The sequence below is a fragment of the Limnospira indica PCC 8005 genome (assembly GCF_000973065.1).
Lineage (GTDB): Bacteria > Cyanobacteriota > Cyanobacteriia > Cyanobacteriales > Microcoleaceae > Limnospira > Limnospira fusiformis.
On the sequence record NZ_FO818640.1, the window covers coordinates 6002033 to 6025491 of the forward strand.

At 45.9% G+C, this 23459-nt stretch carries 22 protein-coding genes; 13 read left to right on the plus strand and 9 right to left on the minus strand.

The window, feature by feature from the left end:
• The first annotated feature begins 33 nt into the window (after positions 1 to 33).
• Positions 34 to 201, plus strand: coding sequence for an NblA/ycf18 family protein (locus XZ46_RS26630; protein ID WP_006669414.1), 168 nt, complete (start codon positions 34 to 36; stop codon positions 199 to 201).
• Between the two features lie 91 nt (positions 202 to 292).
• Here XZ46_RS26630 and pstB (XZ46_RS26635) read toward each other — a convergent pair whose 3' ends face one another.
• The 5 genes from pstB (XZ46_RS26635) to pstS form a co-directional block, all read right to left on the minus strand.
• Complete coding sequence (gene pstB, locus XZ46_RS26635; RefSeq protein ID WP_006622533.1) at positions 293 to 1120, minus strand: phosphate ABC transporter ATP-binding protein PstB; 828 nt, start codon at positions 1118 to 1120, stop codon at positions 293 to 295.
• A gap of 205 nt (positions 1121 to 1325) precedes the next feature.
• A complete protein-coding gene (gene pstB, locus XZ46_RS26645; RefSeq protein ID WP_008056317.1) occupies positions 1326 to 2135 on the minus strand; it encodes a phosphate ABC transporter ATP-binding protein PstB in 810 nt (269 codons plus the stop codon).
• 74 nt (positions 2136 to 2209) lie between these two features.
• Entirely contained in the window at positions 2210 to 3115 is a 906-nt protein-coding gene (gene pstA, locus XZ46_RS26650; RefSeq protein WP_008056310.1) for a phosphate ABC transporter permease PstA, read from the minus strand.
• Between the two features lie 66 nt (positions 3116 to 3181).
• A complete protein-coding gene (pstC, locus tag XZ46_RS26655; RefSeq protein WP_008056308.1) occupies positions 3182 to 4147 on the minus strand; it encodes a phosphate ABC transporter permease subunit PstC in 966 nt (321 codons plus the stop codon).
• Positions 4148 to 4325: 178 nt separating this feature from the next.
• Positions 4326 to 5402, minus strand: a complete 1077-nt coding sequence (gene pstS, locus XZ46_RS26660; RefSeq protein ID WP_006622529.1) for a phosphate ABC transporter substrate-binding protein PstS — start codon at positions 5400 to 5402, stop codon at positions 4326 to 4328.
• A 512-nt stretch (positions 5403 to 5914) separates the two neighbouring features.
• Between pstS and bioB the strand changes: the two genes are divergently transcribed.
• The 5 genes from bioB (at position 5915) to XZ46_RS26685 (ending at position 10796) form a co-directional block, all read left to right on the plus strand.
• The gene (gene bioB, locus XZ46_RS26665; RefSeq protein WP_008056305.1) at positions 5915 to 7057 is read left to right on the plus strand and encodes a biotin synthase BioB; all 1143 of its coding nucleotides are present in this window, start codon (positions 5915 to 5917) and stop codon (positions 7055 to 7057) included.
• 11 nt (positions 7058 to 7068) lie between these two features.
• Complete coding sequence (locus XZ46_RS26670; RefSeq protein WP_006622526.1) at positions 7069 to 7653, plus strand: biotin transporter BioY; 585 nt, start codon at positions 7069 to 7071, stop codon at positions 7651 to 7653.
• Positions 7654 to 7669: 16 nt separating this feature from the next.
• Positions 7670 to 8146, plus strand: a complete 477-nt coding sequence (gene lspA / locus XZ46_RS26675; RefSeq protein WP_006622525.1) for a signal peptidase II — start codon at positions 7670 to 7672, stop codon at positions 8144 to 8146.
• A 257-nt stretch (positions 8147 to 8403) separates the two neighbouring features.
• The gene (locus tag XZ46_RS26680; RefSeq protein ID WP_008056300.1) at positions 8404 to 9663 is read left to right on the plus strand and encodes an FAD-dependent hydroxylase; all 1260 of its coding nucleotides are present in this window, start codon (positions 8404 to 8406) and stop codon (positions 9661 to 9663) included.
• Positions 9664 to 9770: 107 nt separating this feature from the next.
• Positions 9771 to 10796, plus strand: a complete 1026-nt coding sequence (locus tag XZ46_RS26685) for an ABC transporter substrate-binding protein (protein ID WP_008056299.1) — start codon at positions 9771 to 9773, stop codon at positions 10794 to 10796.
• Positions 10797 to 11630: 834 nt separating this feature from the next.
• Here XZ46_RS26685 and petN read toward each other — a convergent pair.
• Positions 11631 to 11720 carry a cytochrome b6-f complex subunit PetN gene (gene petN / locus XZ46_RS31135; RefSeq protein WP_006615846.1) on the minus strand — a complete coding sequence of 30 codons (90 nt, stop codon included), beginning with the start codon at positions 11718 to 11720 and terminating at the stop codon, positions 11631 to 11633.
• 21 nt (positions 11721 to 11741) lie between these two features.
• Between petN and XZ46_RS26690 the strand changes: the two genes are divergently transcribed.
• The 4 genes from XZ46_RS26690 (at position 11742) to XZ46_RS26705 (ending at position 15715) form a co-directional block, all read left to right on the plus strand.
• Positions 11742 to 12230 carry a hypothetical protein gene (locus tag XZ46_RS26690; RefSeq protein WP_008056297.1) on the plus strand — a complete coding sequence of 163 codons (489 nt, stop codon included), beginning with the start codon at positions 11742 to 11744 and terminating at the stop codon, positions 12228 to 12230.
• 23 nt (positions 12231 to 12253) lie between these two features.
• Positions 12254 to 13957 (plus strand): DNA mismatch repair endonuclease MutL, encoded by a 1704-nt coding sequence (gene mutL, locus XZ46_RS26695; RefSeq protein ID WP_008056296.1) that lies wholly within the window; start codon positions 12254 to 12256, stop codon positions 13955 to 13957.
• 56 nt (positions 13958 to 14013) lie between these two features.
• Positions 14014 to 14838 carry a SirB1 family protein gene (locus XZ46_RS26700; protein WP_008056295.1) on the plus strand — a complete coding sequence of 275 codons (825 nt, stop codon included), beginning with the start codon at positions 14014 to 14016 and terminating at the stop codon, positions 14836 to 14838.
• Between the two features lie 328 nt (positions 14839 to 15166).
• Positions 15167 to 15715 carry an alpha/beta hydrolase gene (locus XZ46_RS26705; protein WP_008056294.1) on the plus strand — a complete coding sequence of 183 codons (549 nt, stop codon included), beginning with the start codon at positions 15167 to 15169 and terminating at the stop codon, positions 15713 to 15715.
• A 119-nt stretch (positions 15716 to 15834) separates the two neighbouring features.
• Here the strand turns inward: XZ46_RS26705 and XZ46_RS26710 are convergent, their stop codons facing one another.
• On the minus strand, positions 15835 to 16287 hold the full coding sequence (locus XZ46_RS26710; RefSeq protein WP_006622517.1) for an SRPBCC family protein: 453 nt from the start codon (positions 16285 to 16287) through the stop codon (positions 15835 to 15837).
• Positions 16288 to 16597: 310 nt separating this feature from the next.
• On the opposite strand from XZ46_RS26710, the gene XZ46_RS26715 reads away from it, so the two are divergent.
• Positions 16598 to 18256 carry a mechanosensitive ion channel gene (locus tag XZ46_RS26715; RefSeq protein WP_048895324.1) on the plus strand — a complete coding sequence of 553 codons (1659 nt, stop codon included), beginning with the start codon at positions 16598 to 16600 and terminating at the stop codon, positions 18254 to 18256.
• Positions 18257 to 18303: 47 nt separating this feature from the next.
• On the opposite strand, the gene cobN is transcribed toward XZ46_RS26715, so the two are convergent.
• Both cobN and XZ46_RS26725 read right to left on the minus strand, forming a co-directional pair.
• A complete protein-coding gene (gene cobN, locus XZ46_RS26720; RefSeq protein WP_008056292.1) occupies positions 18304 to 22014 on the minus strand; it encodes a cobaltochelatase subunit CobN in 3711 nt (1236 codons plus the stop codon).
• 5 nt (positions 22015 to 22019) lie between these two features.
• The gene (locus tag XZ46_RS26725) at positions 22020 to 22304 is read right to left on the minus strand and encodes a DUF3288 family protein (protein WP_006618290.1); all 285 of its coding nucleotides are present in this window, start codon (positions 22302 to 22304) and stop codon (positions 22020 to 22022) included.
• A 224-nt stretch (positions 22305 to 22528) separates the two neighbouring features.
• Here XZ46_RS26725 and patX point away from each other — a divergent pair, with 224 nt between their 5' ends.
• Positions 22529 to 22726, plus strand: coding sequence for a heterocyst-inhibiting protein PatX (gene patX, locus XZ46_RS38505; RefSeq protein WP_048895325.1), 198 nt, complete (start codon positions 22529 to 22531; stop codon positions 22724 to 22726).
• 329 nt (positions 22727 to 23055) lie between these two features.
• Positions 23056 to 23295 (plus strand): hypothetical protein, encoded by a 240-nt coding sequence (locus XZ46_RS26735; protein ID WP_006618292.1) that lies wholly within the window; start codon positions 23056 to 23058, stop codon positions 23293 to 23295.
• Positions 23296 to 23459: the final 164 nt, after the last annotated feature.

Below are 23459 nucleotides of genomic sequence, written 5' to 3' on the forward strand. Positions count from 1 at the left end.
CTCAATCCTAGAATTTCAGAGGAGGAGCGAACAATGCAAACCCCAGGAAATCTAAGCATAGAGCAACAATTCAAGCTGAAGGTTATCCAGGAACAAGTCAAACACCTAAGTTTAGAAGAAGCTCAGGAGTATCTAATCGAGGTTTTTCGCCAAGGGATGGTTAAGGATAACTTACTGAAAAACTGGATGAAAGGCGCATAGCGTCAAAACACCATCAACCAATCACCACAACCAGAGGGAGGTCAGACAGGGCTAATTAAGTAGCTTCTGACCTCTTGGGGATAGGTTGTGCTTAACCAAAGCGACCACTAACATATTGTTGGGTGGCTTCTTCTTGGGGATTTTGGAACAGACTGTGAGTATCGCTAAACTCAACGAGGTAGCCAAAACGCTTGCTACCATCTTCGGCTTTAGCGTTAAAAAAGGCAGTCATATCAGCGACCCTAGTTGCTTGCTGCATATTATGGGTAACGATAATGATAGTGTATTGTTGTTTTAGCTCAACAATGAGTTCTTCAATCCGCATGGTAGAAATAGGGTCCAAAGCGGAGCAAGGTTCATCCATGAGAATTACATCAGGTTGAACGGAAACCGCGCGCGCAATACATAGACGTTGTTGCTGACCCCCAGACAAAGCCAAACCACTTTGTCGGAGTTTATCCTTGACTTCATCCCAGAGTACAGCCTGACGGAGCGATCGCTCTACAATTTCATCGAGATCAGCTTTAGACTTAGCCAAACCATTGACGCGCACCCCATAGGCGATATTTTCATAAATAGACTTAGGGAAGGGGTTAGGCTTCTGAAATACCATACCAATTTGTCGTCGCACTTGGACAGGATCGACAATGGGATCGTATAAATTCTGACCCTGATAGTAAATATTCCCGGACAACCTGAAGCCTGGAATCAAATCATTAATGCGATTAAAGCAGCGGAGAATAGTAGTTTTACCGCAGCCAGAAGGTCCGATAAAAGCGGTTACTCGTTTTTGGAGAATGTCCATAGTCACGCCGCGAACTGCCTTAAAATCCCCGTAGAAAACATCAATATTTTCAGCATGGATGACTATATCGGTATCAGTCACATTAGCAGTATCGGGAATACTAGCATCCATCATGAGCAGTTAACTCCTGAATTGTTGAGCAATTGTACAAATCGAACCCCCACAACTTGATTAATACAGTTGGGGAATTAATGGGATATATAGCGGGGTGATGAGAGTTAAGGATAACCATGAACATCCCCGCCGTATGGGATTCGGGGGGAGTAGGTTTAATTTTACCAATCATCATGTAATATTGCTATATATGGAGGTTTATGGTTTAGCCAAAACGACCACTAACATAATCATGAGTTCGCTGGTCTTGGGGACAGGAAAAAATGTTTTCAGTGGTATCTACTTCGACTAAATAACCAACGCGCTTACCACCTTCTAGGGCTTCGGCGTTAAAGAAGGCGGTATAATCAGCTACGCGAGAAGCCTGCTGCATATTATGGGTAACAATGACAATGGTATAATGTTCCTTTAGTTCAGCCATCAAATCTTCAATTCGCATGGTGGAAATGGGGTCTAAAGCGGAACAGGGTTCATCCATCAAAATAACATCGGGTTGAACAGCGATCGCCCTAGCGATACATAAACGTTGCTGCTGTCCTCCCGATAGAGAAGTCCCCAACTTTTTCATATTATCCTTAACCTCATCCCAGAGGGCGGCGCTGCGTAGGGCTTTTTCGACCCTCTCATCTAAGTTATCTTTAATCCCATTTACGCGCAAACCATAGGCGACATTATCATAAATGGTCTTAGGGAAAGGGTTAGGCTGCTGAAAGACCATACCAATGCGGCGGCGGACAACAACGGGATCAACTCCCTTGCGATAGAGGGGTTGACCTCGGTAATTCAAAAGCCCTTTAACCTCAGCACCAGGAACCAGGTCATTAGTGCGGTTAAAGCAGCGTAAGAGGGTACTTTTACCACAGCCAGAGGGGCCAATAAAAGCGGTAATCTTGCGCTCCAGGATATCCATGTTAACATCCCGGAGAGCGATCGCACCGCTGTAGTAAACCGATAGATTTTTAATCTCAAAAATGCGCCGAGTATTTACGGACACATCACTAATATATTGTTGCATGGTTTCTCCAATTGGTCAAGCTAAAAGAACAGTGAGGCAGAATAGGTGAGCAAAAAAAGGGGGGGGTGGGTAGGTTAAAAGGTTTTTTGGCGGCTGAAATACCGGGCTAAAACGCTGAAAATAAGGACAAGTGACAACAGGACCAAAGCGGCGGCCCAAGCCAAAGCCTGAGATGCTTTGTAGGGAATAATCGAGAAAAAGTAAATCAAGATAGGTAGGGTAGCAACTGGTTCCCAAACATTAGCAGCCCAGAAGTTATTGTTAAAGGAGGTAAACAGTAAGGGTGCAGCTTCTCCAGAGGCGCGGGCGACAGAGAGAACAACACCTGTGACAATAGAAGTTAGGGCGGCGGGTAAGACAATTTGCACTACAGTTTGAAATCGGGTAGCCCCAATACCAGTGGCAGCTAACCGCATTTCATTAGGAACCAATAATAAAGCCTCTTCGGTAGAGCGAATAATAATGGGTAACATCAAGACAGCCAAAGCGACCCCACCGGAAAAAGCGGAAAATCCTCCCATGGGTCTGACGACAATGGAGTAAGCAAATAAGCCACATAAAATGGCGGGAACCCCGGTAAGTACGTTACAGGAGAACTTGACCAAGTAGGCTAACTTAGTGCCGCGACCGAACTCGGCTAGATAAATAGCGGCAATGACACCAAAGGGAACAGCAATCATGGTAGCAATTCCGAGGGTCATTAAGCTACCGATAATGGCATGACCAAAACCGCCCTCAGAGAGGCCGGGAGGGGGTGGTAATTTAGTGAAGATATCGGGAAAGACTAAAGCGCCTACGCCTTTTTGAAAGACGCTAACGAGGACCCACAGCAAGGGAATGACAACTGTGGCTGCAAAGACCATGGTTAAGACTGTTAAGACCCGTCCCACGAGACGGCGATGGCGAGCCATGGTTTTCTCGCTGATATCGAAACTATCGCCTTCAGAAGGAAAGGAAGGCTGACGACCTAGATTATCCATAATTTATGCTTGCTAAACTTAATCGGGGATTGAGTGAACAAAAAACTCAGGTCAAAGTCAGAAACCTTACTCAATATTCTGAAATCGACGAATGACGAGTTCTGCCAAGATATTGACGACCAGGGATAGGATCATCAGGACTAAACCTGCATACATGAGAGCGGCTACTTGGGTGCGTCCGGCTTCGCCAAACTGGGAGGCGATGAGACCTGTAATGGTTGATCCGGGCTGTAACCATGATATGTTAATGCGGTTGGCGTTACCGACTAGCATGGCGGCTACCATAGTTTCACCCATAGCGCGACCCATTCCCAACATGACGGAACTGATAATCCCAGATAAGCCAGCGGGGATAAGGACTCTGAGAATAGTTTCCCAGCGGGTGGCTCCTAAAGCGAGGGAACCATTGCGGAGGTCTCTGGGTAAAACTTCAAAGGTGCTACGGGTAATCGAGATGATAATGGGGACGATCATAATGGATAGGACTAAACCGACCAGTAAGAGGTTATTACCGGAGGGGGTAGCACCACCAAAAAGGGGAATCCAACCGAAGTTGCTGTTGAGAAATCTAAAAACGGGTCTGATCATGGGAATGAGGATAAAAATGCCCCAAATGCCTAAAACTACGCTAGGGATGGCCACAATTAGCTCGATCGCAAAAGCGATGGGAGTTGTCACCCATTTGGGAGCAAATCCTTCGGTGAGGAAGACAGCGACCCCAATGCCGAGGGGAACAGCAATTACTAGAGCGATAAAGGCGGTAACTAAGGTTCCATAAATTTGGGGTAGCACGCCATATACGTTGGTTACAGGGTTCCAGGTTGTATTGACTAAAAAACCGAGACCAAATTCGCGAATGGCGGGGGTAGCCTCGATCGCAGTTTGTAAGATTACCCAAAGTAAAACGGCTCCGGCACCAATAGCCAGGAGTAGGGTTAATCCCCAGAAGCCGATATCGATGACTCTAATGGTGCTGGTTCGTTTTTCCAGGCTACGGCTAGTTAATTGATTGGATGGATCAGCCAGGGTCATGATGTTGTTATCTCTCTACTTGGAATCATTAGTTGGGTATGTACGGGGGAGGGGTGAGCGATCGCCAAAATGTCTTGTTACCACACCCACACTCTGGGCTATATATCGCAACTACAGAAAAGTTTTGGTAGTAGGAGTACCAAAAATGTGGCACTCCTGAATTGTCTAAGGGAATCTGTTAGTTGGCATTTACGGTGTCAAAGACAGCTTTAATCCTTTGTACTAAAGGATCGGGGGTGGGAACAAAAAGGAGTTCTTCTGCTAAGGCTCTGCCTTCTGGACCTAAAGACCATTCAAAAACCTGACGCAGAGCTTGCCATTTGGCATCGTCTTCATAGTTTTGATAGATCATTACCCAAACTAGACCGACAATGGGGTAAGACTCAGCACCGGAGGGGTCAGGAACTAGCAAAGCAAAGTTATCGGGTACGGGTTCATCAAGTAAGGCTTTAGCTGCTGCTTCTGGAGATGGGGTGATAAAGTTTCCGGCTTGGTTTTCGATTAAAGCTGAGTCAATGTTGTTGAGGGCTGCGTAGGCATAAGATAGGAATCCAATGGCTCCCTCGTTTTGCTGAATGGCCGCGGCTACACCTTCGTTTCCTTGACCACCAATACCTATAGGCCAGTCTACGGAGGTGCCGACACCAGCAGGCCAGTCAGGACAGACTGTATTGATGTGGTTAGTAAATACAAAGGTGGTTCCACTACCGTCGGAACGATGAGCGAAGATAATGGGTAGGTTAGGAAGATTGAGGTTGGGGTTATCGGCGGCGATCGCCGGATCAGTCCATTGGGTAATCTGTCCGGTCACGATACCACAGTAGGCTTGCCGAGATAGTCTCAGTTGGAGGTTCTCAACTCCGGGTAGGTTATAGGAGAAGGAAACAAACCCTCCGGTTAAGGGAAGTTGAATGGGATCGTGACCGTGGGCGGCGATGAAGGATTCTGTGCGAGTGGCGGAGTCTGTGATTGGTGCTTCACTGGCTCCGAAGTCTACTGTGCCATTGATGTACTGCTCTAAACCAGCCCCACTTCCGACGGACTGATAACTAACTTGTACGTTGGGGTCTACCTGGCGGTTATAGGCATCAAACCAACGTTGAAATAGGGGGGCGGGGAAGGTCGCCCCAGCGCCGCTAATGGATATCCTTTGGCCGCGAGTTTCTCCTTCTTGGGGACCGGGAGCGCAGGCGGTTGCTCCCAATAGTATTGGTAGGGAGGCTACTGCTAAAAGGACTTTGCGATTGAGAACCATGAAAAATACGTCCACTTGGTGAAACGACTAGGAAATCAGATGAACAATAACCGATTAAGGTTCTGGTTTAATTTGATACTCAGGTACAAAAACAGACTTTAAGCCCGATACCTACACAAGAAATTACCACAAGATTGATGACTCCACAAGGGGAGTTTATGGTTAGAAAAAAATCTAAAGATTTAGCTTAACTTGGTTTTTCTGTCAAGGATAACCTAACCTTAAACTAATCTTAATCAAGGCTAACTTGACTATAGGTGGCTGGTATGGTGCTGTTTTTATTAAATTCTAATTGGGGGGAACATCTTATGTCAAAGAAAGGCGGCTTATTTAGTCTGATCTGTGGGGAGATTGATAAATTTTAGTAGCACCTAACTTTACCAGGGGGAGGAAAATTAATGAATAATTAACAATTGCCATCTATGGCCACGGGGTGGGGTTGCCATTGAGCTTGGGGTGAGATGATGCTAGGATGGGGAGATTAAGGTAATTACGCAGTTTAAGGCTTAATCGTGGTTCAAGCACTGCCATCAACTAACCGTCAGTCCCAACTCAATGCTGAGTCTTGGTCGCTTACACCTACGGGTCAGACAACAGAGCAACTATCGCAGTGGCTCAATTCCCTGGCTGAACGGGTAATTGGGGGCGATCGCATTGGTCGAGAAGAGGCGATCGCACTGACTAAGATCGAAGGAAATGATCACATTCTGCTGCTGTGTGAGGCGGCGGACCGAGTACGTCAAGCCTGTTGTGGCAATAAGGTAGATTTATGTAGCATTATTAATGTCAAGTCGGGGAACTGTTCGGAAAATTGCAGTTTCTGTTCCCAGTCGGTTCACCACCCCGGGGAAAATTCGCCTATTTATGGGCTAAAATCCCCAGAGGAAATTCTGGCTCAGGCGAAAGCTGCTGAAGAAGCTGGGGCGAAACGGTTTTGTTTGGTTTCTCAGGGACGGGGTATTAAGTACAATAGCCCCAAGTCTAGTGAGTTTGAACAGATCCTAGAGACGGTTCGCCGCATTCAGGCGGAAACTTCCATTAAACCCTGTTGTGCTTTGGGAGAAATTACCCCAGAACAGGCTCAGGCTTTGGCGCAAGCAGGTGTGACTAGGTACAATCACAATCTGGAATCTTCCGAAAGTTTTTACGGTAATATTGTGACGACTCATAGTTGGCACGATCGCGTTGAAACTGTGAAAAATATCAAGGCTGCTGGTATTCAAGCCTGTACGGGTGGCATTATCGGTATGGGGGAAAGCTGGGAAGACCGTGTTGACCTGGCTTTAGCATTGCGGGAACTTGAGGTAGAGTCGGTTCCGATTAATCTACTTAACCCCCGTGAAGGAACCCCTTTGGGGGGGCGCTCCCGTCTTGACCCATATCAAGCACTGAAAGCGATCGCTATTTTTCGCCTACTCCTCCCAGAGCAAATTTTGCGATATGCAGGGGGACGGGAAGCTGTTATGGGAGAATTACAAGGGTTAGGTCTGAAAGCGGGGATTAATGCCATGCTGATCGGACATTACCTAACTACTATGGGTCAACCTCCCGAAAGCGATCGGGCTATGTTAGAGTCTCTCGGTCTTGAGGGTGGAGAGGCTCCTATTCCCGGACAAAAACCCAACCATAAACACCAGACTAAAACTTCAGTATAACTCCCTGACAATTGATACCACCAGTTGAATTTTTATGGGCGATCATTGGCGTACTTCTGACTATCGGTGGCACCTTCTTGGAAGCGTTTGTCACCGACCCCTCTAGCCTTTGGAGTCAGCCTAACATTCAGATACATTCCTTGGGTGTTACCTATCAGATCGGAGCAGTTCTACTGGTGGGGTGTATGGGGGGAAAAAATGCGGCGGCTATGTCTCAAATTGCCTATCTAGCCTTGGGTTTGACGGTTTTACCTGTTTTTTCCCAAGGCGGCGGCTTTGGCTACCTCGCAGAGCCTACCTTTGGCTATCTATTGGGTTTTGTTCCCGGTGGTTGGGTCTGTGGTTTTTTGGCTTTTCGTAATCATCCTAAGTTGGAATTGCTGGGATTTAGCTGTCTGTGTGGATTGATTACTATTCACTTGGTGGGGATACTTTATCTGGTTGCTACTCATTTGATGAATGATGTAGGCGATCGCATAATTCCACTCATGACGGCTATTCACAGCTATTCTCTTACTCCCCTCGGTGGTCAGTTGGCTGTGGCTTGTGCGGTAACTGTTATATCCTATGTCCTCCGGGGGTTAATGTTTTATTAACTCAAAATTATCCTCCATGGGATTTAAAAAAAACTCGACTTTTTGGATAGCTGCAACTATCAGTTTGGTGATAGATCATTTGACTAAGTTTTGGGTCGTGCAGACTTTTGAGTTGACTACCCCTCCCCAAACTGTCCCCATTTTACCCGGTATTTTTCATATTACATATGTCGTTAATACTGGGGCGGCTTTTAGTTTGTTCAGCAATGGCGGTGTTTATTGGCTGCGTTGGTTGTCTCTGCTGGTTAGTCTGGGATTAATGCTTTGGGCTTGGTTTGGCCCTCGGCTCATTTCCTGGGAACAGTGGGGATATGGTTTGATTCTTGGCGGCGCTTTGGGTAACGGTATCGATCGCTTTGTTTCTGGTCATGTGGTCGATTTCTTCGATTTCCGCCTGATTCAATTTCCTGTGTTTAATGTCGCTGATATTTCTATTAATGTCGGGATTATCTGTTTGCTGATCGCTGCTTTTCAGCCCCATTCTCACCCATAATTTTTCTGGTCAAGGGGTTGACATCGACCGCCGCTTTCTGTTATGATATTGACATATCCTCAATAATAAGAAATAGGCAAAAATAAAAAAACGCAAACATCCCATTATGATAAAAGTATAGCGCAAGGCAGCCGCAAAAGCAACCCCCCTCCCCAAAAAGCGAAAATTTTTAACAGTTCTTAATTTTTTGTTACAAAACTTAACAATATACTATGTATGATAGATGAAAGTGGAGCATTGAGTGTAATAGCGGGCCAATGGTAGTAAATGAATTGTTAGCAGCAGAATCGATAATAGCAGAATCGGTGAAGGGTGAGGGAGACTATGATATAGCAATTGTGGGGGGTGGTATTGTGGGGGCGACAGTAGCGTGTAGCCTAAGAAATTCTGGGTTAAGAATAGCACTAATTGAACCTCAGCCAAAAGCGATCGCCGCCAGTCGTCGCCAAGCCTATGCTTTAACGTTACAAACTGGGCGCATTTTAGATGATATCGGGGTGTGGGGAGACATTCTCCCCAAAATAACGACATTTTATCAAATTAGTCTGAGTGATAGCGATCATCCAAATGTGATCAATTTTGAACCGAGGGACTTAGGGACGGAAGCATTAGGATATGTGGGAGAACATTCGATTATCCTAACAGCAATGCAAAGGTTTCTGGAAGATTGCGCCGAGGTGCATTGGTGGTGTCCAGCGACAGTTAAACAAGTTAATTATTATAGTGATCGCGCCGAAATCGAGGTAGAAACTGGGGAGGTAATTAAGACTATTAAATCGCGGCTAGTTATTGCGGCTGATGGTGCAAAATCTCCCTTGCGTGAAGCCTCTGGAATTAAGACGAAAGGTTGGAAATATTGGCAGTCCTGTATAGCGTTTACGATTCAAACAGAAAAACATCATAATAATGTAGCATTTGAAAAATTCTGGTCAAGCGGACCGATGGGAGTTTTGCCGCTACCGGGAAATCGCTGTCAAGTGGTGTTAACTGCGCCCCATAGCCAAGCGAATGAGTGGCAAAAAATGGATAAAGGGGAGTTTTTGGAATTGCTAGAATATCGGACGGGTGGAGTTTTGGGGCGCTTAGAATTATTAAGCGATCGCATAGTGTTTCCGGTGCAATTGATGCAAAGCGATCGCTATGTTAATCATAGATTAGCGTTAGTAGGAGATGCGGCGCATTGTTGTCACCCGGTGGGAGGTCAAGGGTTAAATATGGGGATTCGTGATGCAGGTGCGATCGCCGAAATTGTGAAAAAGGCTTATCAATGGGGTGAAGATATTGGCGACCTAAAAACTCTCAACCGATATCAGAAATGGCGGCGGGGAGAAAACCTGTTAATTTTGGGGTTTACGGATTTTATGGATCGGGTGTTTTCGGGGAATTGGCGACCTAAAGTTATCTTGCGTCGTTGGGGACTTTGGGGCTTAAAAAAAATCCGACCTTTGCGTTATTTGTCATTACGAATAATGACGGGATTATTTGGACGCGCGCCCAAAATTACCGAATGTAAGTAAATAGGGAGTTATCAATTATGGGGGTGGGGGGTGATGCTGAGGGGTTGATTTTTGACCAAGGGTGGGAGTATCTTAAAAGCGATCGCTATATATCAGTAATTTAGACCATGATTATCAATCGTCGCCAATTTTTAAAAACTTCTGCTTTTCTGGGGGGGTCTTTACTGCTAGATAAGTTGAGAGGTCCGGCGGCTGTAGCTGCTAATGAGTTAGCTACACACCCTGATAAAATTATTATGCAGTTAGACTGGAAATATAATGCCCAATTTGCTGGGGTGTTGCTGGCTGATTATTATAATCTCTATAAAAGCAGTGGTTTGGCGGTAGAAATTAGACCGGGAGAAACGGCGATGATTGTAACTAATCAAGTAGCCAAAAATCCGGGAATTATTGGTTGTGGTGAACAGGATATTATTATGAATGCCCAAATTGCGGGTCAACCGATAAAAGCTATAGCTACGATGTTCCAAAATTCCCCTTTGGGGTTAATGTCAATGCCAAATAGTCAGATTTATGATCTACAAGATTTAATCGGGAAACGGGTAGGAATGGAGGGGGAAAGTTACTCGATTATGCAAATGGCTATGGGTTATGATAACATCCCCTCCCATGAAATTAAAATTATCCTAGTTTCAGGAGAGGAAAAACATGATCTGCTACTGAGGGGTGAAGTAGATGCTGTACAATGTTATATTGTAGACGAACCGATTGGATTTGCTGCCAAAACCGGGATTACACCTAACATTATTAAATTTAGTGATTATGGTTATGATGCCTATGTTCAGGTAATTTTTGCCCATAATGAACTATTACAATACCACCCGGAAATAGTGCAGAAATTTTTAGAGGTGACATTTGCGGGTTGGCGGTTGGCTTTGGATGATGTGGAAAAGGCGGCGAAAATTATTGTTAATAATTATGCAGAACCCGGTGGAGAGTATGACGATTTAGATTATCAAATAGCTTCTCTGAAACAGGTAGCTAATTATGTCACTGGGGGACTTACAGATAAGAATTTAGGGAAAATAAATAGCGATCGCTGGCAAAGTATGGCTGCCAAATTCGAGAAGTATGGTATCATAAATGATGTGCCATTATTCTCTAATTCAGTAGATGATAGATTTATCAATTAATAATTAATAATTAATAATTAATAATTAATAATTAATAATTAATTATTGTAGGGGCGGGTTCTGCTGTCAACTCAACTCTCCAAAACCATATTAATAAACCCGCCCTCCGGGTTCTGCTGTCAACTCAACTCTCCAAAACCATATTAATAAACCCGCCCTCCGGGTTCTGCTGTCAACTCAACTCTCCAAAACCATATTAATAAACCCGCCCTCCGGGTTCTGCTGTCAACTCAACTCTCCAAAACCATATTAATAAACCCGCCCTCCGGGTTATGCTGTCAACTCAACTCTCCAAAACCATATTAATAAACCCGCCCTCCGGGTTCTGCTGTCAACTCAACTCTCCAAAACCATATTAATAAACCCGCCCTCCGGGTTCTGCTGTCAACTCAACTCTCCAAAACCATATTAATAAACCCGCCCTCCGGGTTCTGCTGTCAACTCAACTCTCCAAAACCATATTAATAAACCCGCCCTCCGGGTTATGCTGTCAACTCAACTCTCCAAAACCATATTAATAAACCCGCCCTCCGGGTTCTGCTGTCAACTCAACTCTCCAAAACCATATTAATAAACCCGCCCTCCGGGTTATGCTGTCAACTCAACTCTCCAAAACCATATTAATAAACCCGCCCTCCGGGTTCTGGTGTGACCTCGCCTGCCAACGACAATATTAATAAACCCGCCCTCCGGGTTGGGCTATTAATAAACCCGCCCTATGTGACCAGGGAATTAATGGATCAATAAGTTGTAGGGGCGAAACATTTTTTGCCCCTACTGGTGAGTGAGGGCGAAAAGGATAATTTACCCTCGTTTTTGGTGATGCTGGATAGCCTAAAAGCCGTTACGACCCCAGACAACCATTGAAATGGAGAAAGTAAAGACGACTAACAATCCAACCCAACCTAATGACAAAATATCCATAGTAGTATTTTACAAAACCAGATGAAAATTGACTTCAGAGGCTATCATATCCTGAAATTGAGCCAGTCGCATCCATCTTCTAACTTTAGTCCGGCTGAACGCATACAGTCCCTAGTGGCGGGTATTTGGGCGGGTGTTTCTGTAGGGACGATCGCCCTAATGATGGAGTTGACCGTTAGTGGTATCGTAGGAGAGGGGCTAACCTTGGATGTGCATTTAATCGTCAAGGGAGCGATCGCCATAATTAGTGGCTTTCTCTTCGGTGTGACTTATCGCTACACCGTCCGCCGCGATAATAACCCGCAACTGAAACTAGGGGTGGTGTTTGCTTTCGGTCTAGTCCGGGGGTTGGCTATATGGGATATAGCGCCCCAACCTCTCGCACAAATGGCCCTCTGGGTGGTAGAAAATTTAGTGATGTTTGCAGTAGGGGGAATTATGGTAGAGATAGGGATGCGGCGGGGTTGGATTAAATACTTTTCCTCAGAGGGGGAGTCACCGGACAACTGATCAAAGGTCGTGAGAGGCTAACTGTGAACTCCATTAAAATCCTATCAGAAGATGTCGTTGACCTGATAGCCGCAGGAGAAGTGATAGACTCAGTGGCGGCGGTGGTGCGGGAATTGGTAGAAAATGCCATTGATGCGAAGGCGACGCGGATATCAGTTTCTCTATGGCCGCAACAATGGCGAATTGAGGTGGCAGATAATGGGGAGGGTATGAATTTAGCCAACCTGAAACTAGCTGCCATGGCTCATAGTACCAGTAAAATTGCGACAGCGAGGGATTTATTAAAGATTAGCAGTTTAGGGTTTCGGGGAGAAGCGCTGCACAGCATCGCGCAACTGTCTGATTTAGAGATTCTCAGTCGCCCTGGTTTTTCCTCGTCCCCAAGTTCAGGATGGCGGGTAGTGTATAACCATCAGGGAGAGACGGAAATGGTGGAAGCGGTGGCGATCGCACCTGGTACTGTAGTAAGAGTGAGTAATCTGTTTGCTAACTGGTCTTCGCGCCGCACGGCTGGACCGACAGCGACCCAACAATTGCGGGGGGCGCAGCTGTTGTTACAACAGATAGCGCTGTGTCATCCCCAGGTGACATGGCAAATTCACCAAAACGATCGCCCCTGGCTCAGGTTTGGGCCAGCGATGACCACCCAACAGATGCTACCAGAATTTATTAGGGGTATCAGGGCGGGGGATCTGCAATATTTAAAAATGGATGTAGACCCCCCCGAATCGGTAGAAGAGTGCCATGAAAACCTATCGAAATCATGGTTAGAGGTGGTGATTGGCTTGCCCGATCGCGCTTCACGTGGCCGCAAGGATTGGGTTAAGATAGGAGTTAATGGTCGTATGGTGCGATCGCCCGAATTGGAGCCTACGATATTATCGGCTTTTGCTCGTACCTGTGGGCGCGATCGCTATCCGATTTGTTTTGTGCATCTGCATATCGACCCCGCCTTAATTGATTGGAATCGCCATCCTAGCAAAGCCGAGATTTATTTACATTATCTCAAACACTGGCAAGATCAAATTCACCTAGCCATTGCTCAGACTCTCAAGCTGAACCCAGAAAGTCTCTCAGCGGGGGTTAATCCCATCGAGAAGCTGTTGCGCGTCTCGGAAGATACTGCCTCATACCGAACCCGCCCCACCCCCCTAGAATCAGCGGAAAACCCCCAGAGAATTGATGTTCCCAAACTAAAAGCGATCGGTCAAATTCACAATACCTATATTGTGGCCGAACACCCAGAGGGTTTGTGGTTAGTAGAACAACACATTGCCCACGAAAGGGTAATTTATGAACAATTATGCAGGCGTTGGCAAGTAATCCCCCTGTCAACTCCGATCATCTTAGCGAATTTGTCCGAGGCGCAACTAGAACAACTAACCCGCCTCAATTTGGAAGTTGACCCCTTTGGGGAGGGACTCTGGGCCATCCGAAGCGCCCCAGAAATTCTGTGCGATCGCCCAGACTGTCAAGAAGCACTGATTGAACTAAGCCATGGCGGCGATTTACAGGCCGCCCAAGTAGCCACCGCTTGCCGCAGTGCCATTCGCAACGGCACGCCCCTAAGTTTAACCGAAATGCAAACCCTATTAGATCAATGGGTGACTACCCGTTCCCCCCGGACTTGTCCCCACGGTCGTCCGATTTTCCTAAGTTTAGAGGAATCTTCCCTAGCCCGATTTTTCCGTCGCAGTTGGGTGATTGGCAAAAGTCATGGCCTATGATGATATGGGGATAATGACCCTGAGTAATTATCGACGAAAAGCTACTTAATATAAACATGACTTTTGCGGAACCAAGACAACAGTTTTATGAGGAGATTAGCCAGCCAGAAAATCAAATAGATTTGGCTAAGGCTGCCCTATATATTGCCCGAGAACATCAGCCATATTTTAACCATTTAGAATATCTGCAACACTTAGATAGGATGGCGGCGGATGTGTTAGAGAGACTGGAAAAGCCGGCCTATCCCCTGCGGATAATTAAGGCGATTAATCATTACCTTTATGATGAATTAGGATTTCGGGGTAATCGGACTGAATACTATGACCCGAAAAATAGCTTTTTCAATCAGGTGATAGACCGTCGGACTGGTATTCCGATTACGATGTCCTTGGTGTATTTAGAGATAGCGAAACGCATGGATTTTCCGATGGTGGGAATTGGGATGCCGGGACATTTTCTGATTAAGCCAGAATTTGAAGATGCGGGGATTTATGTTGATGCGTTTGGACGGGGAGAAGTGCTATTCCCCGAGGACTGTGAGCTGAGATTGTCGGAAATTTATGGACAGCCGATGAAATTACGGCCGGAATTTCTCAATCCGATCGCACCACGGCAATTTTTAAGGCGGATGCTGCAAAATCTGAAGGCAATTTATATGAATGTTGGGGAATTTGAGGAGGCGCTGAAGGTAGTGGAGAGGATTGTGATCTTGTCTCCTGATGATATTAAAGAAAAGCGCGATCGCGGTCTTATTTACTATCAACTGTATCGCTGGTCAGAGGCTCGCTGTGACTTAGAAGATTATCTTAACCACCTTCCAACTGCTCAGGATGCTGGTATAATTCAGCAGTTACTAGATAGAATGGACTTGGATACCTGAATCGTTTAATTAGTAAGGATTTGGGGAACCATTCAACCTGTCTAGTAAACCTATAAAACAGATAGGGTTATCAACCTGAACTTACAGCCGTGTGTCCCACGGTCAAAGGGTAGGCTGATTGATAAATTGACCTCTTCTGGGGGGAAGCCGATCCTCCTGACCGCCAAATCGGCTAAGTCGCTTTTTAGTAGTGACAATCACTAGGCGGTTTCCAAGCTACTGGAGATATTGCATGAACTTTTCGCTAAAATCTTTTCGTCAGGGACTTCGTAGCCCTTACAGTGTCTTCACCAAAGGGATCTCTAAATATATATCCCTGAGTTTAGTGATGATTGTAGGAATCACTGCCAGTCTGACAATTTTCATGAGTCGCCCGGCTCCTGCAGTCGAAGCGATCCAATTAATTTACGGCCCCGCTAGTATTTCCTTAGAGTTTCAAGATTTGGAGACATTTGCTGAAACTGGGGAAAAGTCTAACCAACTGAACTCTTTATTTACTTTGGCGGAACTGAGTGATTCTCAAATTACCACTTTCCGCAATGCTCTGAATTTTGGGGTAAATGTTCCCACAGATACAGTTAATAGCCTGTTAGGTTCGAGTTATGGTCGATTAGCTGTGGGGGCCTTTAGTCTGTTTATTAATCCTGGTAGTTCTATTGATAACATTGTTGATGATGTACTGTCGGCTTTGCGAGATTCAACTCGAGATGGTCGGTTAACCATGTTAGACGTGGTTTTAGGGTTCCAATCGGTTGATACGATCACGGTAGATGTCAATAATCTGATGAGTTTGTATGATGACGTTAGTGAACTAGGAGAACAAGCGATCGAGTTTTTGAGAGCTCAACCAGAAATTCGACAACTGATTTGTGATTAGGTAGGAAGGAATCCCCAAGGCTTGAGACTGGGGATACTCTCGGAGTAATTAGATTGTCAGACAATGGGGGATCTTTCTCGTGTATGGGGGAGGTTCCCTTTTTATCTGGGAAGCGATCGCTATAGGTTTTGCTGTTCTTCTGCTACTCGCTTCAACCGTCGCAATTGAGCTTCCATGTCCGCCTTAGTCCAAGGGGCGGCGAACCGATTAAAACCAAAGGCAATTAAGGGGTTATTAATCTCAAATTCAAAGCGATTTAATAAGTAAGTTCCCTGGGATTGGGGTTGACATTCCCAGCGATCGCATCCTTGGAAAAATCCATCAAATCCCCAGACAATTAGCCCCGGTTCTCTTTCCAGGACAATACTCTCTAAGGTAGGTTGAATAATGGGAATTTGAATAACAAACCGGGAACGTCCCCCCACATCGGTATCCCAATCACCAACTGGGTCACAACGGAGGGCGGGATTTAACCAACGACGCATCAAATGGCGATCGGTAATACAGCGTTCAACCGTAGTGGCGATCGCTTTAATGTGAATAGACTGTTCAAATACTTGACGAGATGACATCCTAAGCCTCAAGCTATATTCAGAACGTTATCCGTTGAACGAACTAATGTCCACCCCAACGGTGAGATCAAACAAGTTTGTACACACAGAGGTTTAACTCATCTGTAGGCATTTTATAACAATCGGAACCAGTGACGAAAACTGATGAGCATAGATTTACTGGTGAATCTCACCTGGATTTGAGTTCAACATCATCACCGAGGAAAATAACAGAGTTGATCAAATTTTGCTAGTTTCCTTCCCTGGGGAGATGTTAGGGGGATAATTATTCTGTTAGATTGTAAAACTTTAGAACCCATCTACAAAGATTATGATTGAAACTTCGTGTATAATTCCCAATCCCTTGGGGATAGGAATAGGGAACCTATCCCATTTAAGTTTAGCTCAAGAGGGTTCATCACCGAATCCCGTTGATGACTTGATGAATTTTCGCCTGGGGGATATATCCCTGGTAGATTTTGGGACAGCCCTTTTGATTCTGTTAGTTGGCTACCTACTTGCTCTTTTCGCGGCTTCATTGGTCAAAAAGCTACTCAAAAAGACCGATATAGATAATAAACTGGTCAGTTGGATTTCTGGGTCTACGGAAGGCGGTGAGGACTTTCCCGTAGAAAAATGGGCAGGGACCCTAGTTTTCTGGGTTATCTTTATTTTTGCGATTATTGGTTTCTTTGACCGACTCCAGTTAACTTCTGTTTCCGCTCCCCTGACTACCCTGTTGAATGAAATCACCCGCTACATACCTAGGATATTAGGGGCAGCCGGATTGTTAGGGGTGGCCTGGGTATTGGCTACCATTTGCCGAACCTTGATGATTAAGTTCCTGGATATGTTCAGGCTGGATGAGCGACTCAACCAGCAGGTTCCCCATGGGGCAAACGAGAGCCATTTTTCTCTGAGTCACACCTTGGGAAATGCCATTTATTGGTTTATTTTCCTGCTGTTTCTGCCCATGATTCTTAGCACTTTGGAGTTAGCTGGGTTGCTATCTCCGGTGCAGACGATGGTCAATCAAATCCTGTCGAGTCTACCCAATATCCTGAAAGCCTTAGTTATTGCGGCAGGTGGTTGGCTTTTGGCTCAAATCGTCAGTCGCATTGTTACCAATTTATTGGCTGCTGTTGGTTTTGATCGTCTCAGCAATCAGTTGGGATTAGAAAAGGCGATGGGGACTACATCCCTATCTTCTGTGCTAGGCACAATTGTTTATGTTGTGCTGATGATTCCTATTGCCATCTCAGCCCTGCAAGCACTCCAGATTAATGCGATTTCTGACCCAGCGATTTTGATGCTGAATCAGATCTTTAATGTCATTCCCCAAGTTTTCATTGCGGGTGTGATATTGGTGTTGGCTTATATGTTTGGGGTGATTGTCCGAGATTTGGTGACTAACCTGCTAACCAATCTGGGTTTTAACAATATCTTTGTTTGGTTGGGAATTGAATCTAAGGCTAGTCCGGTTTCTACCCCAACTCAGACCACAGAAGAGGATGAGGTGATAGATGATAAGCCTGTGACCAGTGCCACGAAGCAAACACCTTCGGAAATCGTGGGTGTGATTGCTTTGGTAGGTGTGATGTTCTTTGCGGTAGTGACGGCTACGGACATTTTGGGCTTAACTGCTTTAACTTTGATTGTTGAGCAGTTGTTAATCATTGCTGGCCGAGTGCTATTGGGTGTGATCATTTTTGGCATTGGTTTATACTTGGCTAACTTGGCTCATAATTTGATATCGAGTTCCGGCACTTCTTCGGCTAAATTGCTGGCTCAGGCTGCCCGCATTGCTGTTATTATCTTTGTGGGTGCTATGGCACTTCAGCAAATGGGAATTGCTAGTGATATTGTGAATTTGGCTTTTGGCTTGCTACTGGGTGCGATCGCTGTTGCTATTGCGATCGCCTTTGGTTTGGGAGGTCGCGATGTAGCATCGGAGCAAATTCGTGAGATCATCTCTCGCTTAAAACAGTAAAGGCGCGATCGCCTCTTAGGGGCAGGTTATCACCCTGCCTCTAATGTTTATTCTGCCATTTCGATCGCAGCTTCCGCGTCTAAAACCACGTTGCGTAGTCTATCTAATAAATCTCTGTCTACGGAAGACCATAACCCTCGCTGGTGTGCTTCTAGTAACCTTTCCCCCATATCCCGCAACGCCCAAGGATTCTTTTCGCGGACAAAATTTTGGACTTGTGCATCTAATATATAAGCCTCAGCTATCCCCCCATACATAAAATCATCAACACATTGGGCGGTAGCATCATAAGCGAATAAAAAATCTACTGTAGCCGCCATTTCAAAAGCCCCCCGATAACCGTGTCGCATCGCCCCAGCAATCCATTTAGGATTCACCACCCGCGACCGATATACCCTAGCGATTTCCTCCCGCAACTGTCGGACTTTGGGATTTTCTGGGAGAGAATTATCACCAAAATAAGTATCGGGATTTTCGCCTCGGAGAACCCGCACCGCGGCCGTCATCCCTCCCTGAAATTGATAATAATCATCGGAGTCCAAAATATCATGTTCTCGATTATCCTGATTGTGTAAAACCACCTGCATTTGTTGGAGACGGTTAGCAAAGGCTTGGGGGGCAGAAATTCCCTGACCGCCAGTATAAGCATAACTACTCCAATTCAAATAAGCGCGCGCCAGGTCGCTGTCATCGGTCCAATTTTGGGCTTCAATTAATCCTTGTAACCCAGCACCATAGGCCCCCGGTTTTGACCCAAATACCCGCAAACGCGATCGCATTTTAGCTTCATCTTCGGTCAAACCTTCCTCCACCCCAGCGGTAGTTTCCTGATAGACCGTGGCGGCGATCGGGTTTTCTGAGGGGGTTTCTGATAACTGAGAAACCATCTCCACAGCGCGATCGAATAAGTCGATTAAATTGGGGAAAGCATCTCTAAATAACCCAGAAATGCGTAAGGTGACATCAACCCTGGGTCGTCCCAATATGGAAATCGGCAAAATTTCAAAATCCACCACTCGCCGGGACGCACCCTCCCAGACTGGTTGTACCCCTAACAAGGCTAAAGCCTGGGCGATATCATCTCCCCCCGTCCGCATGGTGGAAGTTCCCCACACAGATAGCCCTAGAGTTTGGGGATATTCTCCATGATCCTGGGTGTATTTTTCTACCAAGGCTTCCGCTGCTAACTGACCGACCCGCCAAGCGGTTTCTGTGGGAATGGCGCGAATATCGACCGCGTAGAAATTCCGTCCGGTGGGGAGAACATCAGGTCGTCCACGAGTCGGCGCACCGGATGATCCACTGGGAATATAGCAGCCGTCAAGTCCCCTTAATAGGTTCTGAATTTCACGATCGCATTTTTTCAGATTGGGGAGGAGGATATTTTCGATCCAAACTAATTCTTGGCGGGTCAATTCCCCTGGGAATTCCTGACTATTTTGGCTGATTAATTGGTCGATTAAAATCGCGGCTTGGTCTTCGATTAAGGCGATCGCATCCCCGACCGTCCTACAGATTTCACTGTTTTTCTGGTCGCCTTCCACCTCCCATAAATCCCCCGGATTAGCTGTTAATGGGTCTAATTCCCAACCCCAATCTTGAGCGATCGCCCTGGTTAAACCCCATCGATTTTGGCTGGGATGACGCGCTATGGCTATGATTAAATCCCGCAATTGTCTCCCTTCTGGACAGCGCCCCAAAATATGTAAACCGTCGCGGATTTGACTTTCTTTGAGTTCACATAAATAACCGTCAATTGTGCCAAATAATTCCGACACCATTTCCCCGTCAGAGATGCCCAAATCCCGGTCTAACTTTTCCTTGCGGATTAACTCCACAATGCGATCGCTGATAGTTTTTAACCGAGATGGATCTAATACTTGAGCCTCATAATACTCGTCAATTAACCCTTCTAATTGTTGCAAAGGTCCATATAATTGAGCCCTAGTCATTGGCGGCGTTAAATGGTCTAAAATTACCGCCTGCGATCGGCGTTTCGCTTGGGAACCTTCCCCAGGGTCATTAACAATAAACGGATAGAAATTCGGTAAAGGTCCCAGGGCGATTTCTGGGTAACATTCCTCCGACAGTCCTACCCCTTTACCCGGTAGCCATTCTAAGTTACCATGTTTCCCTACATGAACCACCGCATGAGCCTCAAAGTGGTTTCTTAGCCACTCATAAAAAGCCAAATATTCTGGGGTCGGTTCCAAGTCCGGCGCGTGATAATTCAGACTCGGATCAATATCATAACCTCGTGATGGTTGAATGCCCACAAAAACATTGCCAAATTGTACCCCAGCAATCGGTAATATCTCCGGCGGATTCTCAAAAAAATGCACCCCCCAACGTTCTTTAATTCCCCCTTGCACAACGGCGGGTAAAGTGTTAAAATAAGTCAGGTAGTCTTGCCATTTTAAAAACTGCTTAACTTCCCGAAAATCTCGCCCTTCTGGGTCGTTAGTCACTCCCCTGGTCAGTTCCTGAATCAGATCATCTCCGGTAAGGGGAAAATCGCTGACGGTATATCCGGCTAATTTTAAAGCCTGGAGAATTTCTACACAACTGGCGGGGGTATCTAGTCCGACACCATTGGCGAGGCGACCGTTACGGGTGGGATAGTTGGCTAAAATTAGGGCGATGCGCCTTTGGTGGGTGGGGGTTTCTGAGAGTTTGACCCAGTTGGCCGCGAGGTCGGCTACAAATTCTATGCGATCGCTTTTGGGTTGATAATGAACAATATCTGTTTCTAGTCTGGTATCGCTATTTTTGACAGTTTTAAAGGAAATTGGGCGGGTAATAATGCGGCCGTCTACTTCTGGTAAAGCGATATTCATCGCCACATCACGGGGAGGTAATCCGAGGGGACTTGATTGCCATCTCTGTTCGCTAATACCACTCAGAATGGCTTGTAATGTGGGGATATCTAAAGAAAACAGAGGGGCGCTGGGTAGGTCGGAATTATCCAGGGATGAAATCGAGAAACTTGTGGTATTTATTAAGAGTCTGGCTTTGGTTAAATAGGCGATCGCCTCCTGTTGGATTTCTGGATCTCGCAAGGATGAAACAAACAGGGGAACCGGGTTAAGTTGACGAGCCGCCAAGGCTTGACAAAGGCTATCAATGGGGGCAGTATTTCCTGATAGATAATGGGCGCGATAGAATAAGATTCCCACTTCCCGATAGTTAGAGACGGGGGACAGCGCGCGCCACGGATAACGACCGACCCTGGGAATGGCTACAGGTGGCGGCGGGTTGTAATTAGTGGCTAAATAGCGATCGCTTATATATTGCAAAGCTGCGATCGTATTTTCTACCCCTCCCTCACTAAAATATTGCCAAACTCGGTTAGCTACAGTTAGGGGAACCGTAGACTGAGTAATTAAATCCGGGTCGCCGCCATCATCTCCCGGTAAAATAATCAATTCTACCCCTTTAGTTTCCGCGATTTCCGCCAAAACTTCCAAACCGTAGGACCAATAGGAACGTCCCCCCAACAGTCGCAAAACTACAACCTTCGCCTGAGATAAGACCTCCTCAGCATAGGTGTCTATAGTAAGCTGCTGTTGCAGGTTCAGCAAATTAGTTACTCGTAAATTGGGAAAGTCTGAGGGTAACTCAGCTATGGCTGCTGCTAAGGTTTGAATTTCTGTATCCGCTGCAGTTAAAACAATAATTGGCGCGGCAGTTTGTTCAATAAAGATAACCCCCTCTGTATCGGGGTTCCAGCCTCCTGGTATCGCTGCAATTCTGTGCATCTTATTTATACCCAATCATCACTATCTCGGTTTTTAGCGCGGTAAACATGACCCTCAGCATGAATGGCGCGAGTTTTCTCGAAGAGGCTGTCTTCCGTGTAATTCCACATTTGCAAAAGTCGATCTAGGTCTTTTTGGATATCCCAAGCGCCGGGGAACCCCTGGTAACGGATTTTCAGACGCGCAAGTTCCGCCAGTTCTAAGTCTCCCGGTGACTGATTGGCCAAAAGCTGATCAACCATTCGGCGATCGCTTTTGTACTGTGGGTGTTTCTGTTGGCGATCGTCCATCGTAGCAGCATTCCTAGAACTCAGGTTAATTATAGCCGCAGTTAAGCATTATTACCAGATAGGTCTAGCTAATGGGGGGAAGGTAGGGGCAATTAATGAATCCGTAAAATCCCCTATTTTCCAGTGATTAATGATTTCCTAGTTATCCCATTTTGCGATTTTTCCCGGATAGCTGATATCCCGCTGGTATTAGATAGTGGAAACTTTGATAAGGACATTCCCTCATGCGTCTTTCCAGTTTAATTATGCTATCTGGCTTGGCACTCATTAATCTAGCTAATCAACCCAAATTGGAGACTACAGCTACCCCGTCTGAGTCTTCCCATGAATCAATTTATGAGCTAGCTCAAGTCAATGAAAACCAAATACCAGAGACTGAATCCAGTCCTACCCCCCACCGAGGTAGCGGCAGGAAAGGCTAAGACATCCAACCATGTAAATATACTTTATTACCCGCAATATATCAGATAGTCTCCTCAATTAACCCTTGTCAATTGAGGGATTATTTTCATGGGTGATACTGCTGGCGTATCCAGAATGAGTGATTACCGTAACTTCTGGCTAATATTACGCCGAATATATCTGAATTATTCCGTTGACTGTCTCCCCCCCCATGTCTTCATAAAATTCTGATTGTCATCCAACTAGACTAGAGATTTTTGGGAAAAATTATATTTTTTTCCGGATATGGAAATCTAGCCCAAGTATTTTAAGCAAGTTCTGTTACCACATATCGATAGGGTCTTTAAAAATGCTATATAATGCTTTGGCTTCCTTGGCTATTAGTGCTGCGATCGCTTCTGTAGGCGCTGCTGCCTTAGTCGCCCCTTCCCCCGCGCAGACAAAAACCATCTCCGTGGCTTCCCTAGATTTTCATACACAATTGACCCAAGAGATGGCGACCATTGTTGATAGCCAGATTATGGCAGTCGATAATAAGTCCCCAGAGGAGTCTCCCTCCTATCCTCAGCCAGGAGATGGTCGGCGCTAGTCGGTCTCTACCTACCTAGCTAGTGGTCAGCACTAGACACCAGGAAGCTACCACTCATGGGAGTACCAATTTTAGTGGTGGTTTCCGGGAACTTTTGATCACCGATCGGAGACTTATAGATATATATGCCCCCCGATCGCCTTTTTGGTAGATAATTACCTGCC